14 protein-coding genes are annotated in these 16240 nt (G+C 72.7%); 4 read left to right on the forward strand and 10 right to left on the reverse strand.

Annotated elements, in window-relative coordinates; all coding sequences use genetic code 11:
* Nucleotides 1-298: 298 nt before the first annotated feature.
* On the forward strand, nucleotides 299-1162 hold the full coding sequence (locus ACFWIS_RS04170; RefSeq protein ID WP_380453224.1) for an aldo/keto reductase: 864 nt from the start codon (nucleotides 299-301) through the stop codon (nucleotides 1160-1162).
* A gap of 214 nt (nucleotides 1163-1376) precedes the next feature.
* On the opposite strand, the gene ACFWIS_RS04175 is transcribed toward ACFWIS_RS04170, so the two are convergent.
* The gene (locus ACFWIS_RS04175; protein WP_380453226.1) at nucleotides 1377-2243 is read right to left on the reverse strand and encodes a MarR family winged helix-turn-helix transcriptional regulator; all 867 of its coding nucleotides are present in this window, start codon (nucleotides 2241-2243) and stop codon (nucleotides 1377-1379) included.
* A gap of 403 nt (nucleotides 2244-2646) precedes the next feature.
* On the opposite strand from ACFWIS_RS04175, the gene fabG reads away from it, so the two are divergent.
* Complete coding sequence (gene fabG, locus ACFWIS_RS04180) at nucleotides 2647-3414, forward strand: 3-oxoacyl-ACP reductase FabG (RefSeq protein WP_380453228.1); 768 nt, start codon at nucleotides 2647-2649, stop codon at nucleotides 3412-3414.
* A gap of 231 nt (nucleotides 3415-3645) precedes the next feature.
* Nucleotides 3646-4497 carry a phosphatase PAP2 family protein gene (locus tag ACFWIS_RS04185; protein WP_380453230.1) on the forward strand — a complete coding sequence of 284 codons (852 nt, stop codon included), beginning with the start codon at nucleotides 3646-3648 and terminating at the stop codon, nucleotides 4495-4497.
* 128 nt (nucleotides 4498-4625) lie between these two features.
* Here the strand turns inward: ACFWIS_RS04185 and ACFWIS_RS04190 are convergent, their stop codons facing one another.
* The gene (locus tag ACFWIS_RS04190; protein WP_380453232.1) at nucleotides 4626-4844 is read right to left on the reverse strand and encodes an I78 family peptidase inhibitor; all 219 of its coding nucleotides are present in this window, start codon (nucleotides 4842-4844) and stop codon (nucleotides 4626-4628) included.
* A gap of 77 nt (nucleotides 4845-4921) precedes the next feature.
* Between ACFWIS_RS04190 and ACFWIS_RS04195 the strand changes: the two genes are divergently transcribed.
* Nucleotides 4922-5197 carry a DUF6343 family protein gene (locus tag ACFWIS_RS04195; protein WP_380453234.1) on the forward strand — a complete coding sequence of 92 codons (276 nt, stop codon included), beginning with the start codon at nucleotides 4922-4924 and terminating at the stop codon, nucleotides 5195-5197.
* 58 nt (nucleotides 5198-5255) lie between these two features.
* Here the strand turns inward: ACFWIS_RS04195 and ACFWIS_RS04200 are convergent, their stop codons facing one another.
* The 8 genes from ACFWIS_RS04200 to hpnD all read right to left on the reverse strand — a co-directional run bounded on the left by ACFWIS_RS04200 (nucleotide 5256) and on the right by hpnD (nucleotide 16236).
* On the reverse strand, nucleotides 5256-6656 hold the full coding sequence (locus ACFWIS_RS04200; RefSeq protein ID WP_380453235.1) for an aspartate aminotransferase family protein: 1401 nt from the start codon (nucleotides 6654-6656) through the stop codon (nucleotides 5256-5258).
* Complete coding sequence (gene dxs / locus ACFWIS_RS04205) at nucleotides 6646-8556, reverse strand: 1-deoxy-D-xylulose-5-phosphate synthase (protein WP_380453237.1); 1911 nt, start codon at nucleotides 8554-8556, stop codon at nucleotides 6646-6648. Before dxs ends, ACFWIS_RS04200 begins: the two co-directional genes overlap by 11 nt.
* Before the next feature lie 136 nt (nucleotides 8557-8692).
* Entirely contained in the window at nucleotides 8693-9721 is a 1029-nt protein-coding gene (gene hpnH, locus ACFWIS_RS04210; RefSeq protein ID WP_380453238.1) for an adenosyl-hopene transferase HpnH, read from the reverse strand.
* A gap of 2 nt (nucleotides 9722-9723) precedes the next feature.
* Entirely contained in the window at nucleotides 9724-10410 is a 687-nt protein-coding gene (locus ACFWIS_RS04215) for a 1-hydroxy-2-methyl-2-butenyl 4-diphosphate reductase (protein WP_380453240.1), read from the reverse strand.
* Nucleotides 10407-12488, reverse strand: a complete 2082-nt coding sequence (shc, locus tag ACFWIS_RS04220) for a squalene--hopene cyclase (RefSeq protein ID WP_380453242.1) — start codon at nucleotides 12486-12488, stop codon at nucleotides 10407-10409. The genes ACFWIS_RS04215 and shc overlap by 4 nt, the downstream gene beginning before the upstream one ends.
* Nucleotides 12489-12495: 7 nt before the next feature.
* The gene (locus ACFWIS_RS04225; RefSeq protein WP_380453244.1) at nucleotides 12496-13584 is read right to left on the reverse strand and encodes a polyprenyl synthetase family protein; all 1089 of its coding nucleotides are present in this window, start codon (nucleotides 13582-13584) and stop codon (nucleotides 12496-12498) included.
* A 227-nt stretch (nucleotides 13585-13811) separates the two neighbouring features.
* Nucleotides 13812-15239 carry a hydroxysqualene dehydroxylase HpnE gene (hpnE, locus tag ACFWIS_RS04230; protein ID WP_380453246.1) on the reverse strand — a complete coding sequence of 476 codons (1428 nt, stop codon included), beginning with the start codon at nucleotides 15237-15239 and terminating at the stop codon, nucleotides 13812-13814.
* Between the two features lie 139 nt (nucleotides 15240-15378).
* Nucleotides 15379-16236, reverse strand: coding sequence for a presqualene diphosphate synthase HpnD (hpnD, locus tag ACFWIS_RS04235; protein ID WP_380453310.1), 858 nt, complete (start codon nucleotides 16234-16236; stop codon nucleotides 15379-15381).
* Nucleotides 16237-16240: the final 4 nt, after the last annotated feature.

Here is a 16240-nt window from a genome sequence, read left to right on the forward strand (position 1 = left end):
TCGACGCGTCCGGTGGGGGCGCCGGACGGGCGGGGGATGGGTACGAAGGACCCGGGTCTCAGGAGGTCATGTCTGCGAGCCTGCCAAGCCCGGTGTGACCCGCGCAACAGGTTTTCCGCCGCCCCGCTCCCGCCACCCCGCGGTCACCCCCGCGCACGGCCCCGCGGTACGGCTCCGGCGCACGCCACGCCGTCGTAAAGCTTCGCCAAAGATTCGCCCGAACGGCGGGAACAATCGTGCCGGGGCGCCAGTTGCCCCCTCTGGAACCAACGGACGACCAGGAAGGCACCCCTTCCCCGTGAGCAACATCCCCAGCGTCACCCTGAACGACGGCGCGAAGATCCCCCAGCTCGGCTTCGGCGTTTGGCAGGTCGAGGACGCCCAGGCCACCCCCGCCGTGCGCACGGCGATCGAAGCGGGCTACCGCTCGATCGACACCGCGGCGATCTACGAGAACGAGGCCGGCACCGGCGCGGCCATCACCGAGGCACTGGAGGGCGGCCTCGCCCGCGAGGACCTCTACGTCACCACCAAACTGTGGAACTCCGGCACCCGCGACTGGTCCGGCGAGCAGGGCCGCGACGCGGTGCTGCGCGAGTTCGACGCCTCGCTGGAGAAGCTCGGCCTCGACTACCTCGACCTGTACCTGATCCACTGGCCGCGCCCGATGCACGGCACCTTCCTGAACGTCTGGAAGGCCCTGGAGCAGCTGAAGGAGGGCGGCCGGGTCAAGTCGATCGGCGTCTCCAACTTCGGCACCGAGCAGCTGACCCGCCTGCTGGACGAGGCCTCGGTCGTCCCGGTGCTGAACCAGGTCGAGCTGCACCCGTACTTCCCGCAGGAGGAGCTGCGCGCCTTCCACGCCGAGCACGGCATCGCCACCGAGGCCTGGAGCCCGCTGGGCCAGGGCGGGGAGCTGCTCGCCGAGCCGGCGCTGGCGAAGGTCGCCGAGAAGCACGGCCGCACGGTCGCCCAGGTGGTGCTCCGCTGGCACCTGCAGAGCGGCGTGATCGCCATCCCGAAGTCGGTCACCCCGTCGCGCATCCGGGAGAACCTCGACGTCACCGGCTTCGAGCTGGACGCCGAGGACATGGCGGCGATCGCCGGTGTCGCCACCGGCAAGCGGATCGGGCCGGACCCGCAGGGGTTCGACTGGAACTGACGGACGCCGTGGGGGCGCCGGCCGATCAGGCCCGGCGCCCCCGACAACGACATTCCTGATTGTCGGTCATATCGAAGTACCGCTCGTTCCCCGCAGGGACGAGCGGCACTTCGGTGTGACCGGATTCACCGACGTCAACGATCGGCCGATGCCGACGGCCGCGAGCGCCAGGAACTTTGGTGAATCGTTTTGGCTGTTGTTACCAAAGCTTGGGCTAGAGCCTGCCCGCCTTGGCGATGAGCGCGAGCGCCATCTCGTGCTCCTCCTCCGCCAGCGGCGCGAGCAGCAGCCGCTGGACTTCGGCCACCCCGGCGGCCGAGCGGTGCAGCAGGTCCTGACCCGCCGGCGACAGCGAGAGCAGGTTGCGCCGCCCGTCCGAGGGGTCGCGCCGGCGCTGCACCAGACCGCGGCGCACCAGTCGGCTGACCATCTCGGCCATCGTGGCCTTGTCCAGCGAAGCCAGCTCGCCGACCGTGCGCTGGTCCGCGCCCGGCTCCAGCTCCAGCGCGTCCAGCACGGCGTACTGCGGAGCCGTCAGCTCCGCACCGACATGCTCGGACCAGAGCTTGGTGTGCACCTGCTGGCCGACCCTGATCAGGTAACCGATCGCCCGCTGGGCGTCCAGTATCGGCCGGGCGTCGGTGAAGACGGCGACCGCCGCGGGCTCCAGCCTGGCTATCTTGGCCATCACCCGGACGATCTCGACCTGCTCGTCCGGCGTGAGCGGCTCGAACAGCACCCGCTGGACGCGGACCACACCACCGGTGGCCTCGCGGACCGCCTGGGCGCCGCTCTGCGAGAGGGCGAGCAGCTTGCGCCGACCGTCGGCCGGGTCACGCCTTCGCAGCACGAGGCCGCGGCGGACCAGCCGCGCGACCATCTCCGCCATCGTGGCCTTGTCGAGCGAGGCACGCTCGCCGACGGTCCGCTGGTCCGCGCCCGGTTCGAGGGCGAGCACCAGCAGGACAGCGAACTGCGGAGCCGTGAGATCGGCTCCGACGTGCTCCGACCACAGCCGGGTGTGAACCTGCTGTGCAACGCGAATGAGGTGTCCGGGCGACTGCTGCAGTCGCGCGGACACGCGGGTTGTCGGGATCTCCCCCAGCACCATGTATCCGTCCCGATGTCACACCCGGTGTGTGTGGGACACCCGGGTGGGGCAGTAACGGCGAGTGGGCGTCCAGCTATGAGGGAGGGCGCTCCAGCCGTGCAGCCGGTGGCTGCTGGCGGACACTATACAAACGGCGGGCCCTTGCTGGCAGGCAGGGGCGGATAGTAGACGCAGGTTCGGCAACATTGGCATATTTACGCGCTGCCACGCTCGTGCAGTAACCCGTTCTCAGCAGAAAGCCGACCGGTCGGTCCTTACCGACCGTCACCTGCGCGTCTCCACCCTGGTCGCCTCCCCTACTCGCCGGTAGGGTATGGGCACCCTCTCCGGGGGCACTCCCCCGGAGGCACCCCCGAGAGAGACGAGAGCGAGCATGACCGAGCAGAGCACCGCCCCCCGGGTCGCCGTCGTCACCGGCGCCGCCCGCGGCCTCGGCGCCGCCACCGCCGTCCGACTGGCCGCCGACGGCTACGCGGTGGCCGTCCTGGACCTGGACGAGGCCGCCGGCAAGGACACCGTCGACCGGATCACCGCCGCCGGCGGGCGGGCGCTGGCCGTCGGCGCCGACGTCTCGGACGCCGAGCAGGTCCAGGCCGCCGTCGACCGCGTGGTCGCCGAGTTGGGCGCCCCGGTCGTGCTGGTCAACAACGCGGGCGTACTCCGCGACAACCTGCTCTTCAAGATGTCCGAGTCCGACTGGGACACGGTCATGAACGTGCACCTGCGCGGAGCCTTCCTGATGACCCGCGCGGTGCAGAAGCACATGGTCGACGCTGGTTTCGGCCGCATCGTCAACCTGTCCTCCTCATCCGCCCAGGGCAACCGCGGCCAGGCCAACTACTCGGCCGCCAAGGCCGGTCTGCAGGGCTTCACCAAGACTTTGGCCATCGAGCTGGGCAAGTTCGGCATCACCGCCAACGCGGTGGCCCCCGGCTTCATCGCTACGGACATGACAGCGGCCACCGCGGCCCGGGTCGGCATGGACTTCGAGGACTTCAAGCGGGCTGCGGCCTCCCAGATCCCGGTCCAGCGGGTCGGCGAGCCCGAGGACGTCGCCAACACCATCGCCTTCCTGGCCGGCGAGGGAGCCGGCTTCGTGTCCGGCCAGGTGATCTACGTCGCGGGCGGCCCCCTCGACTGAGCACGGAACCTACACAGGGTTACCACGGAGTGGGAAGCCGGGCGAACCGGCCTCCCACTCCGCTTTCTTTACCGGGGCTTTTGAAGAATCATTCGAAGACCACACTGGCATTCGATCCTGGAATACTGGAAATCACTCCCCGGGCCACCCGACGCCGACCCAATTGTCGATTTCCCGGGAAAATGACAATTCCCTCCGGAATAGCCTCGGCCGGATGGGTATGGTCACCCCGTGCAATCCAGAAGTACCGCCGCTCGCATTCCGCGCCAGGGGCCGGAACGCCGCAGCGCCGACCGTCGGGTGCCAGACCGCGACCGTGCTCCCGACCTCGTCACCGGCCCGACCGGGCACGCCTCCGGCTCGACCGACCTCACCCCCGGCCCGACCAGACATGCGTCCGGCGCGACCGACCCCGGCGGACCGGGCTGGCCCCCGATGAGCCGCCGCCGGGCCGCCCTGTTCGCCGCCACCCTCGCCGCCTACCTCCTGGTGCTGGCCGGCGTCCTGCTCAACACCGACCTGGTCGACCTCGACTGGTCGGTCCGCCTGCTGCGCCCCTACGACCGGTGGCCCAGCCTGGAGCCACTGCTCAACACCTGGGTGGTCGCCGGGCAGCGGGGCCCCAGCGCCATCGCCGCCTTCGCCTGGCTCCTCTGGCGCGCCCACCGCCTCGGCCGGCTGCGCCCGCTGCTGGTGATGGGCGTCGCGCTGCTGCTGCTCAACGTCACGGTCGGCGCGGTCAAGATCATCACCGGCCGGCTCGGCCCGCACTACGCCCAGTACGTCGGCTCGCCCGAGCTGTTCTCCGGCGGGACCATCTTCCCCTCCGGCCACACCGCCAACGCCGTGGTCACCTGGGGCGTGCTCGCCTACCTCGCGGTCCGCTGGCGGCGCACCGGCACCGTGGTCGCCGCCGCCACCGCCTGCTCGATCGGCCTGACCACGGTCTACCTGGGCACCCACTGGGTCTCCGACGTACTGGCCGGCTGGGCCGCCGGACTGCTGGTCCTGCTCTCACTGCCCCTGCTGGAACCGCTGATCGCCGTCGCCGAGCAGCGGCTCCACCGACGATTCGCACGCTGAGCGCGCTGAGCCCGCTGCTCCCGTTGATCCCGCTGAGCGCACCCAGAGCACCCAGAGCCCCCGGGGCGCCCGGGGCGCCCAAGCCGCCCAGCACACCGCGAGCACCGAGGGCACCGCGCAGCCGAGGCCTACCCCTCCCAGCTCCGCTCGACCACCCCGTTCCGCACCGTGAGGTTCAGCCGCCCCTCCCGGTACTCCATGGTCATCAGCTGCCCCGGCTCCAGCACCCGGACCGAGGCCCAGCCGTGCCGCCGGGCGAGCTCCCGGGCGCGCTCGACCCGCAGGCCCGCGTAGCCCTCGGCATCCTCCCCCGCGGTGCCCGCGCCCCCGGCGTCCGACCCCGTCATCGTGCCTCCCCGGCTCTCCCCCTCGGACGTACGCTGGAATCGTAGCCCCCACCCGCGCGGCCCGGAGGTGAACGAGCATGCGCACCACGACCCCTCGGCGACGGTGGCGCAGCGGCACCGAGCCGGCCACCGCCCGCAGCGACCTCAAGCTCCGCTACCTGCTCTCGCTGACCTTCACCCCGCTGTTCGCGCTGGGGACGGCGGGCTTCGCACTGTGGGCAGCCGCCTCCCCGGTGGACGGCGCGCCCAGCCGGGGCACCCTCACCGGCTTCGCGATCGCCCTCGGGTTGCTCACCCTGTTCGCCGTCGTCGATCTCGTGGTGGTCGTCCGGCGCCGCCGGACCGAGCTCTGACGCGGTGTCTCCCACGGAGTGGGAAGTCGGCCCGTCCGACTTCCCACTCCGCGCAGCGTCAGCGGTTGCCCACCGCCTGCTTCACCAGCGTCCGCCCGAAGTCCCACATCAGGCCGTTCCCCCGGTGCGCCTCGTCCATGATCTCCGTGAACGCGTCGACGAACCGGTCCACGTCCTGATCGGTGATGATCAGCGGCGGGATCAGCTTGATCACCTCCAGGTGATCCCCGGACACCTGGGTCAGGATCCGGTGCCGCTGCAGCAGCGGGACGACCACCATCTGCGCGAACAGCCCCTTTCGCGCCGCCTGCAGGGCCGTCCAACCGGTGCGCAGCTTCAGCGACTTGGGCCGGCCGAACTCGATGCCGATCATCAGCCCGCGGCCGCGCACCTCGGCGAGCAGCTCGTACCGGTCGATCAGCGCCGCCAGCCGCTCCCGGAACCGGTCGCCGACCTGCCGGGCGTTCTCGACCACCTTCTCCTCGCGCATCACCTCCAGGGTCGCCAGCCCGGCCGCCATCGCCTGGGCGTTGGACCCGAAGCTGGCCGAGTGGACCAGCACCCGGTCCATCGAGGAGTACACCTTCTCGAAGATCCAGCTCTTGCCGAGCGTCGCCCCGATCGGCACGTACCCGCCGGAAAGCGCCTTGGCCGCGCACACCAGGTCGGGCAGCACGCCCTCCTCGTGCTGGTAGGCGAAGAACTCGCCGGTGCGGCCGATCCCGGTCTGCACCTCGTCGCAGATCAGCAGCGCCTTGTGCTCGTGCAGCAGCGCCTGGGCGGCCCGCAGCCAGCCCGGCGGCGGTGCCTGGACGCCCTTGCCCTGGATCGGCTCGACGATCAGCGCCGCGACGTCCCCGCGCTTCAGCTCCTTGGCCAGCGCCCCGATGTCGCCCAGCGGGATGGCGGTGTCCGGCAGCAGCGGGTCGAAGCCCTTGCGGAAGCCGCCCTCCCCGTTGACCGACAGCGAGCCGGTGGTCAACCCGTGGAAGGCGTGGTCGGCGTAGAGGACGCGCTTGCGGCCGGTGGCGTACCGGGCGAACTTCAGCGCGGTCTCCACCGCCTCGGTGCCGCTGTTGCCGAAGAACACCCGGTCCAGCCCGGGCGCGTACGACAGCAGCCGCTCGGCCAGCAGTCCGGGCAGCGGCGAGCAGTCGAAACGGACCAGGTCCGGCAGGTCGAGGTCCATCACCTGCTGGACCGCCGAGCGCACCGCCGGGTGGTGCCGGCCGAGCGCGAAGATGCCGAAGCCGGCCAGCATGTCGAGGTACTCGTTGCCCTCGGCGTCGTAGAAGTACTGGCCCTCCGCGCGCTCGTAGTACTTGTCGAAGCCGATGGTGTGGAGCATCCGCGGCAGCTGCGGGTTGAGGTAGCGGCTGTGCAACTCGTAACGCTCACCGCCGCGTTCGGCGAGGAGGGCGGCGAGGTCGAAGGCTGGGCGGTCTGGGTCAGCCGGCATGGCGCGGGTTCGCTCCTCGGGTCGGTAGCAGGTTCTTGGCGAAGACGGCGGCCTGGGCCGCGACCCCGGTGCCGGTCAGGCCGGCCTCCTCCAGGATCTCGCCGCGGGCGGCATGGCCGAGGAACTCCTGCGGCAGGCCGAGCACCCGGACCGGGACGTCCACGTCGGCGTCGCGCAGCGCCTGGGCGACGGCCGAACCGACGCCCCCGGTACGGCCGTTGTCCTCGACGGTGACCGCCAGCCGGTGGGCGGCGGCGAGGTCGGCCAGCGCCGGATCGACCGGCTTGACCCAGCGCGGGTCGACCACGGTCGCGGTGAAGCCCTCGGCGAGCAGCAGCCGGGCGGCGTCCAGGCAGGCGGAGGCGGTGGCGCCGACGGCGACCAGCAGGATCTCCGGGGCTGGTCCGGTGCGCAGCAGCACGTCCGTCCCGCCGATCCGCTCGACCGCCTTGATCACCGGCCCGACGTTGCCCTTGGGGAAGCGGATGACGGTCGGCGCGTCCTCGACCTCGGCGGCCTCGCGCAGTTGGGCCCGCAGTTGCTCGGCGTCGCGCGGCGCGGCGAGCCGCAGCCCCGGGACGACCTGCAGGATCGACAGGTCCCACATGCCGTTGTGCGAGGCTCCGTCCGAGCCGGTCACCCCGGAGCGGTCGAGCACGAAGGTGACGCCCAGCCGGTGCAGGGCGACGTCCATCAGCACCTGGTCGAAGGCCCGGTTCAGGAAGGTCGCGTACACCGCCACCACGGGGTGCAGCCCGCCGGTGGCCAGACCCGCCGCGCTGGTGACGGCGTGCTGCTCGGCGATCCCGACGTCGAAGGTCCGGTCCGGGTAGGCCTTGGCGAAGGCCGCCAGTCCGACCGGCTGGAGCATCGCCGCGGTGATCGCCACCAGGTCGGGCCGCTCGGCCCCGAGCGCGAGCAGTTCCTCGCCGAACACCGAGGTCCAGGAGACTCCGGCGCTGGGCGAGATCGGCAGGCAGGTGTACGGGTCGATCGGGTTGACGGCGTGGAAGCGGTCCGCCTCGTCCTGCTCGGCGGGCCGGTAGCCACGCCCCTTGACGGTCAGGCAGTGCACGATGACCGGGCCGCCGAAGTTCCGGGCCTGCCGCAGCGCCTGTTCGACCGCGCCCAGGTCGTGGCCGTCGATCGGCCCGAGGTACTTGAGCCCGAGGTCCTCGAACATGCCCTGCGGCGCGAAGGCGTCCTTGAAGCCCTTCTTGGCGCCGTGCAGCGCGTCGAAGATCGGCTGCCCGACCAGTGGGGTGCGCTGCAGCGCCTCCTTGCCGAGCGCGAGGAAGCGCTCGTAGCCCTGGGTGGTGCGTAGGGTGGCCAGGTGGTTGGCGAGGCCGCCGACGGTCCTGGCGTAGGAGCGCTCGTTGTCGTTGACGACGATGACCAGCGGCCGTTCACGGGCCTCGGCGATGTTGTTGAGCGCCTCCCAGGCGAGCCCGCCGGTGAGCGCGCCGTCGCCGATCACCGCGACGGTGTGCCGGTCGTGCTGGCCGAGCAGCTGGGCGGCCTTGGCGAGCCCGTCGGCGTACGAGAGCGCGGTGGAGGCGTGCGAGTTCTCGACCAGATCGTGCTCGGACTCGGCCCGCGAGGGGTAGCCGGACAGCCCGCCCTTCATCCGCAGCTTGGAGAAGTCCTGCCGGCCGGTGAGCAGCTTGTGGACGTAGCTCTGGTGGCCGGTGTCGAAGACGATCCGGTCGTACGGCGAGTCGAAGACCCGGTGCAGCGCGATGGTGAGCTCCACCACGCCGAGGTTGGGCCCGAGGTGGCCGCCGGTGCGGGTGACGGCGTCGATCAGGAAGCCGCGGATCTCGTCGGCGAGCTGCGGCAGTTCGGCGGCCGGGAGCTTGCGCAGCTCGGCCGGGGACGTGACGCGGGAGAGCAGTGACATGGGTACACCTCACGACTCGGATGTGGTGCGGTGGTGCCTCCGCCCGGCGGGGCGGGGCCGGCCCGGGCACGACGGCCCGGGCCGGTCGGGAGCTCTGGGCGGGACGGCTTCGGGACGGGCGGTGCCCGGCCCGGGCTCAGCGCCCGCGGTTGGAGCTGACGGTCTCGGTGATGGCGCGCAGCGACTGCTGGAGCGAGCCCATGGTGGCGAGGACGGCGGTCGGCTCGTAGCCGCAGTGGGCCATGCAGTTCTCGCAGCGTGGGTCCTTGCCGCGCCCGTACTTGCTCCAGTCGGTCTTCTCGACCAGCTCCCGGTAGGTCGGCACGTAGCCGTCGGCCATCAGGTAGCAGGGCCGCTGCCAGCCGAACAGCGAGTAGTTGGGGATGCCCCAGGGGGTGCACTCGAAGTCGGCCTTGCCCTCCAGGAAGTCCAGGAAGAGCGGGCTGTGGTTGAGGCGCCAGCGCTTGCGGTTGCCGCCGGCGAAGGCTTTGCGGAAGAGCTCCCGGGTCTGTTCGACGCCGAGGAAGTGCTCCTGGTCGGGGGCCTTCTCGTAGGCGTAGGCGGGGGAGATCATCATCTCGTCGACCTTCAGCTCGTCGTTGAGGAAGTCCAGCACGTCGATGACGGTCTGCGCGGTGTCGGTGTTGAAGAAGGTGCTGTTGGTGGTGACCCGGAAGCCGCGCCGCTTGGCCTCCTTGATCGCCGCCACCGCCTCGTCGAAGGTGCCCTCCTTGGCCACCGACTCGTCGTGCCGTTCGCGCAGGCCGTCGATGTGCACCGCGAAGGTGAAGTACGGCGAGGGCTTGAACTTGTCCATCTTCTTGCGCATCAGCAACGCGTTGGTGCAGAGGAAGACGTACTTGCGGCGTTCCACCAGCTGCCGGACGATCTCGTCGATCTGCGGGTGCATCAGCGGCTCGCCGCCGGCGATCGAGACCATCGGGGCACCCGACTCCAGGACCGCGCCGACCGCCTGGGCGACGGGCATCCGCTGCTTGAGGACGCCGGCCGGGTGCTGGATCTTGCCGCAGCCCTCGCAGGCGAGGTTGCAGGCGAACAGCGGTTCCAGTTCGACGATCAGCGGGAACTTGTCCCGTCGCTTGAGCAGCTTCTGCTGCATCAGGTAGGTGCCGACCCGCACGGTCTGGCGCAACGGCATGGCCATGGCTAGCTCGCCTCCTGGGGGAGCGTCGAGGATGTGGGGTGGTTCAGGTCTGCGGAGCCGGGGCGCGGGCCCGGCTCCTGCCGGTACCAGTCGACCAGGGCGGGTACCGTCGCCCGCAGGGTCCGCCAGGCGCGCACCCCGGCCGGCAACGTGCCCGGCCGCAGCAGTTCGTGCTCGGGGGTGTCCACCACCACCCGCAGTACGGCGACGGGCAGCACCGGGCGCACCTCCCGCAGCGCGGCCAGGACGGCGGCGGCCTCCATGTCGACGGCGAGCGCTCCCTGGAGGTGCAGGGCGCGCCGCTCGATGCCGCGCACCACGTGGTCGGCGGTGTGGTGCACCCCGGTGTGCGCGGTCAGGCCCCGCGCCTTGAGCGCCCGGGCCAGCTCCGGCCCGGAGTCGACCGGGTAGAGGTGGCCCTCGGCGTCGCGCACGCCGTCCGCGGCCACCACGTCGCCCGGCGCGACGCCCGGCCCGACGGCGGCGCCGAAGCCGGCCACCACGACCGCGCCGTAGCCGCCCGGCGCGGAGCCGAGCAGCCGCCGCACGGCCGTCCCGGCGCGCCGCCGGCCGACCCCGGTGCGGAGCAGCACCGGTGGCCCGCCCGCCGCGCCGCGCCAGTCCCCGCCGCGCAGGGCCCACACCTCGGGACCCAGCGCGCAGAGCACCAGCAGCGGGGCGGTGGTCACCGTGAGGCCCCGATCGCCGGGGTGCCGCCGGGCTTCACCATGCCGGGGCTGCCGTTGAGGTAGCGGCCGAGCGCGGTGACCGGGAAAACCAGCCGGTACAGGTGGTAGTTGATGGAGAAGTCCCACGGGAAGCCGGTGCCGGTGAACTGCGGCTCGTCCCAGGTGCCTTCCGGCAGCTGGGTGCGCACCAGCCACTCCACCCCGCGCTCCGCCGCCGGGTTGGCCCGGCCCTCCGGGCCCTCGCCTGCCGCGAGCAGCGCCATCAGCGCCCACGCGGTCTGCGAGGCGGTGGAGTCGCCGCGACCGGCCCAGCGCGCCGGGTCGTCGTAGGAGCGCATGTCCTCGCCCCACCCGCCGTCGGCGTTCTGCCGGTCCTCCAGCCATCGCACGGCCCGGCGGATCGCCGGGTGCTCGTCCGGGACGCCGGCCGCGACCAGGGCGGGCAGCACCGAGCCGGTGCCGTAGATGTAGTTGGTGCCCCAGCGGCCGAACCAGGAGCCGTCCGCCTCCTGGTTGCGCAGCAGCCACTCGATGCCTCGCCGGGTGCGCGGGTCGCGGGCCCGGCCGGTCTCGGCGAGCATCTCCACCACGTGGGCGGTGACGTCCGCGGAGGGCGGGTCGACCACCTCGCCGAAGTCGCAGAACGGCAGCTTGTTCGGCAGCAGGCTGGTGTTGTCGACGTCGAAGGCGCCCCAGGCTCCGTTCTTGGACTGCATGCCGAGGTTCCACAGCACGCCCCGGTCCACCGCGGCGTCGACCTTGGCCGGGTCCGGGTGGGCGACCCGGCGCAGCGCCAGCACCACCTCGGCGGTGTCGTCGATGTCGGGGTAGGTGTCGTTCTCGAACTCGAAGGCCCAGCCGCCGGCCGGGAGCCCGGGCCGCTGGACGGACCAGTCGCCCTGCTTGCGGATCTCCTCGCCGAGCATCCAGTCGACGGCGGAGACCAGCGCCGGGTGGTCGGCCGGCAGGCCGGCGTCGACCAGCGCGATGGTGGCCAGACAGGTGTCCCAGACCGGGGACTGGCAGGCCTCCATCCAGCGCATGCCGTCCTCGGTGTGCACGGTGAAGCGGTCGAAGGAGGAGAGCCCGGCCTTCATCACCGGGTGCTCCAGCTCGTAGCCCTCCAGGTGCAGGGCGATCAACGAGTAGACGGCCGGCGGCTGGATGCCGCCCCAGCAGCCGTCGGCCTCCTGCCGCTCGACGATCCAGCGGCAGGCCTGGGCGACGGCGAGTCGGCGCAGCGGCCGGAAGGCCCGGCGGTGGTAGGCGTGCAGCACCTTGTCCAGACGCTCGAACATGCCGTCCCAGCTGGTGACGGGGGCGAGCGGCCGGTCGGGGTACGGGTGGTCCGGGTCGGTGTGCAGCTCGGTGAGCGCGAAGGGGGCCCGCCGGACCGGGCGGTGGGCCGAGACGATGGTCAGCGGGACGATGGTCTGGCGGGCCCAGCAGCCGAAGGCGTAGATGTTCAGCGGCAGCCACTTGGGCAGGAAGATGATCTCGGGTGGCATCTCGGGCAACCGCTCCCAGGGCCACCAGCCGAAGAGCGCGAGCCAGATCCGGGTGAACACCCGGGCGGCCGCGATGCCCCCGGCGGAGCGGACGTAGCGCGCGGCGGCCAGCATGTGGGGGGCGTCGGGGTCGTCGCCCGCGAGCTTGAGGGCGACGTACGCCTCGACGGTGGTGGACAGCTCGGCCGGCCCGCCGTGGAAGGTGGCCCAGGTGCCGTCCTCCCGCTGCTTGGAGCGGATCCACTCGGCGGTGGCCCGGGTCAGCTCCTCCGTCCTGATGCCCAGGAACTGGCGGAGCAGTAAGTCCTCGGCGTCCATGGTGACGTTGGTCTCGAGGTCGCCCTTCCACCAGCCCTCGGACGACTGCAGCGAGAGCAGGTGGGTGGTGGCACGCGCCAGGGCCTCGCGCGCGTCGCCGGGCTGCCGGTCCGCCTCACCGGCCGGCCGTGGCCGGTCGGTGTCCTCGGGCTGCCACCGCCCCGCGCCCAGCAGGGCCGGGGGGCGGTCGCCCACCGCGACCGGCTCGGGATCGTACTCAGGGTCGAGCCGGCCGTCCGCGGTTGCTGTCAACGTAACGTCACCTCTCTCGTACCACCACGAATTCGGCGAGTGCGACGAAGTGCTCGCGCACCCCGTCGGACATGGGCACCTCGTCCAGGGCGGCGAGGGCAGTCGTGTGCTGGCGGCGGGCCTCCTCCTGGGTCCAGGTCCTGCCGCCGGCCTCCTCGATCAGCGCGGCCCGGGCGGCCAGCTCGGGCTCGCTCTCCTCGCCCCGGTCCTTCGGGTCGGCGAGCTGCTCGGCCAGCCGGCGCGAGGCGGCCCCGCCCTCGGCGAGGGCGGCGGCGACCGGCAGGGACTTCTTGCGCTGGCGCAGGTCGCCCCAGTGCGGCTTGCCGGTGACCTCGGTCGCGCCCCAGATGCCCAGCAGGTCGTCCACCGCCTGGAAGGCCAGGCCCAGGTGGTGGCCGTAGCGCTGGAGCGCGTCGGAGACCTTGTCGTCGGCCCCGGCCAGGACGGCGCCGATCGCCGAGGCGGCGGCCAGCAGGGCCGCCGTCTTGCCGCCCTCCATCTCCAGGCATTCGGCGACGGTGACGCTGTCGCGCTGTTCGAAGGCGACGTCCATCGCCTGGCCGTCGATCAGGCGGCGGGTCGCGGTGGTGAGCAACCGGACGGCCCGCGCGGCGTCGGCGGGGCTCGCGCCGCCGGTCACCGCGGCGTCGAGCAGCACCTCCGTGCCGAGCGTCGCCAGAGCGTCGCCGACCAGGATCGCCTGGGCCGGTCCGAAGACCGTCCAGGCGGTGGCCCGGTGCCGGCGAGTCTCGTCACCGTCCATCAGATCATCATGAAGGAGGGAGAAGTTGTGCACCAGTTCAACCGCAACCCCGCCGGGCACCCCGACCTCGGCCGCCGCACCGGCGGCCTGGGCGGACAGCAGGGCCAGCGCGGGCCGTACGGCCTTGCCGCCGTCGCCCTCCACCGGGGTGCCGTCCCGGTCGATCCAGCCGAAGTGGTACGCCGCGACCGTGTCCATCGGTGCGGCCAGACGGGCGATGGTGGCCCGGAGCGGCGGAGTGCAGAGCGTACGGCTGCGAGCGAGCAGCTCCGGCACCGAGACCGGTTCGGCGTGCGCCGTGCCTCCGACGGCGAAGCCGGTGCGTGACTCCACGTGCGTTCCCTCTCCCTCGTGGTGCCGGACCGCACGGGGCGGTCGGCTGCTGTCGGTGCGGCTGGTGCCAGTGCGAGTGGTGCCAGTGCGGGTGGTGCCAGTGCGGGTGGTGCCAGTGCGAGTGGTGCCAGTGCGGGTGGTGCCAGAGCGAACGGTGTCGCTACGACCGCTGGGGCCGACGGTACGCCCGTCGGCTCTGGCGGGCTCCCCGGCGACGGGGCCCGCCGTCACCTCGGCCACCGCCCGTCGGCCCGGTCCACGGGCACCCGGGCGCCGGCCGCGGCGAGCACCGCGTCGGCGGCGGCGTGACCGCTGCGCACGGCGCCCTCCATGGTCGCGGGCCAGCCGGTGGCGGTCCACGCGCCGGCCAGCAGCACCCCGGGGACGCCGGTGGCGGCCGGCGGGCGCAGTGCGGCACTGCCGGGGGCACCGTCGAAGGTGGCGGTGCGCTCCCGGGTGACGAAGAAGTCCAGCACCTCGGCGTCGGCGGCGGCCGGGAGCAGCCGGGCCAGCTCGGGCAGGTAGCGGTCGCGCAGTTCGGCGACCGGCAGGTCGATCTCGTCCTGGACGGCGGACTGCGAGAGCGCCAGGTACTGGGCGCCGGGGTGGGCACGGCCGATCGGGGTGCCGACCAGGCCGGAGTGGGTGGTGCGGTCGAACACCCACTGGACCGGGCTGCCGAGCGCGGCGAAGAACGGCCGGCGCAGCACCTTGCGGTCGTAGACCACGTGCACGTTGAGGATCGGCGTGGTGCCGAGGTCCGCCAGGCGGTGGGGGACGGCGCCCGGCGGCAGCAGGGCGGCCGCGGTGTCCTGGGCGCCGGCCAACACGACGGTGTCGGCGGTGAGCAGTTCCCCGCCCTCCAGCCGGACGGCGTGCTGGGGGGTGGCCGGCTTGAGCTCCGCGACCCGGGAGCGAAGCAGCACCCGCACGCCGACGCGTTCCAGCTCGGCGAGCGCCCGGTCGTGGTGGATCACGCCCAGCGGGACGGCGGCGATGCCGATGTCGGAGGCCCCCGGGTCCGAGAGCAGCCCGGTCTTGAACACCATCGCGGCCAGCGCCAGCGAGACCTGGTCGGCCGGAGCGTTCAGGGTGGCGACGCCGACCAGGTCCCAGAGTGCGGCCGTGGTGGCGGCGTTCTGCCCGTTGCGGCGCAGCCACTCGCCGAAGGAGAGCCCGTCCAGCGCCGGGTCGGCGAGGTCCAGGCCCTTCAGGGCGAGCGCCCCGCGGACCACCCGGGCCCGGTCGCCCGGGGACAGGTGCGGGTAACGGGCGAGGCTGCCGGCCAGGTGCAGCGGGACGGGCAGGCCGGCCCGGCGCAGCCGGCCGAGGGTGCGCACCGGGGCCTCGGCGGGGCCGCTGACGGAGAGCACCGGGACGTCCAGGCGGTCCTGGAGGTGGGTCATCCGGGCGGCGCCGAGGCGCTCCAGCAGGCCGCGGTAGGCGGTGCAGCAGCGCAGGAAGACGTGCTGGCCGTTGTCGACGGTCAGCTCGCCGCGCTGGAAGGAGAACGCCAGGCCGCCGAGCCGGGGGCGCCCCTCGGCGAGGGTGACGTCATGGCCCGCCTCGGCCAGTCGCAGTGCGGTGGTGATTCCGGCCAGGCCGCCGCCGACCACGACGGCGGCCGGGCGCGCGGCATCGGCTCGCCCGGTCATCAACCCTCCCCCTCGCAGTCGCCGGACCGCCCGGCGGCGGTCGCTGTGGCCGGCACTGTCGTGCTCGGCACCGTGGCCAACACGCTCCCACCCGGATGTGATTCCCCGCTGACACAGCGTGACAGAAGCGTGGCGAGAATCAAGAACGCCCCCCGGCGAGCCCGGAAAGCGCGACGTACGCCTTCTCCCAGCCCGGGAGCGAGACCCGGCCGCGCAGCACCGACTCGGGGTCGGCGGCGATCCGGCCGAGCAGCCGGTGGTAGATCCCGGCCATCGCGGCGGTGCAGGCGCGGCTGCGGCGGTCGAGCATCGGCAGCAGGCGCAGGCCCTCCTCGAAGGCGGCCTGGGCGCGGGCGGCCTCGAAGGCCACCAGTCCGGTGAAGTCGGCGCCGACCGGCGGCTTGGGCAGCGCGAAGCCCTGCTCGCAGCCGAACCGGACCAAGTCCTCGGTGGGCAGGTAGGTACGACCGGTCAGGGCGTCCTCGCGCAGGTCGCGCAGGATGTTGGTGAGCTGCAGGGCCAGGCCCAGGGCGTCCGCGTAGTGCGCCCCGCGCTCGGGGTCGTCGCAGCCGTAGACGCCCAGCGAGAGCCGGCCGATGGCGCCGGCCACGCAGCGGCAGTAGACCTTGAGCTCCTCGTACGTCTGGTACTCGGCGCCCTTGAGGTCCATCTCGACGCCGTCGATCAGCTCGTCGAACCCGCCGAGCGGGATCGGGAAGCGCCGGGCCGCGTCGGCCAGGGCGACCTTGATCGGGTCGGTGTCGTCCTCGGCGACCGCACCGGAGCGGACCTCGTCCACCAGCTCCCGGGTGCGCACCAGCGCCTCGGCCTTGCGGTCGGCCGGGAGGTCGCCGTCGCCGATGTCGTCGACCCGGCGGGCCAGCGCGTACAGGGCCGACATGGCCAGCCGCTTGGGCTCGGGCAGCAGGCGGATGCCGTAGCTGAAGTTGCGTGCCTGCAGTCCGGTGACTGCCTCGCAGTACCGGTACGCCGCCATGACC

This window comes from Kitasatospora sp. NPDC127060 (assembly GCF_042724935.1).
Lineage (GTDB): Bacteria > Actinomycetota > Actinomycetes > Streptomycetales > Streptomycetaceae > Kitasatospora.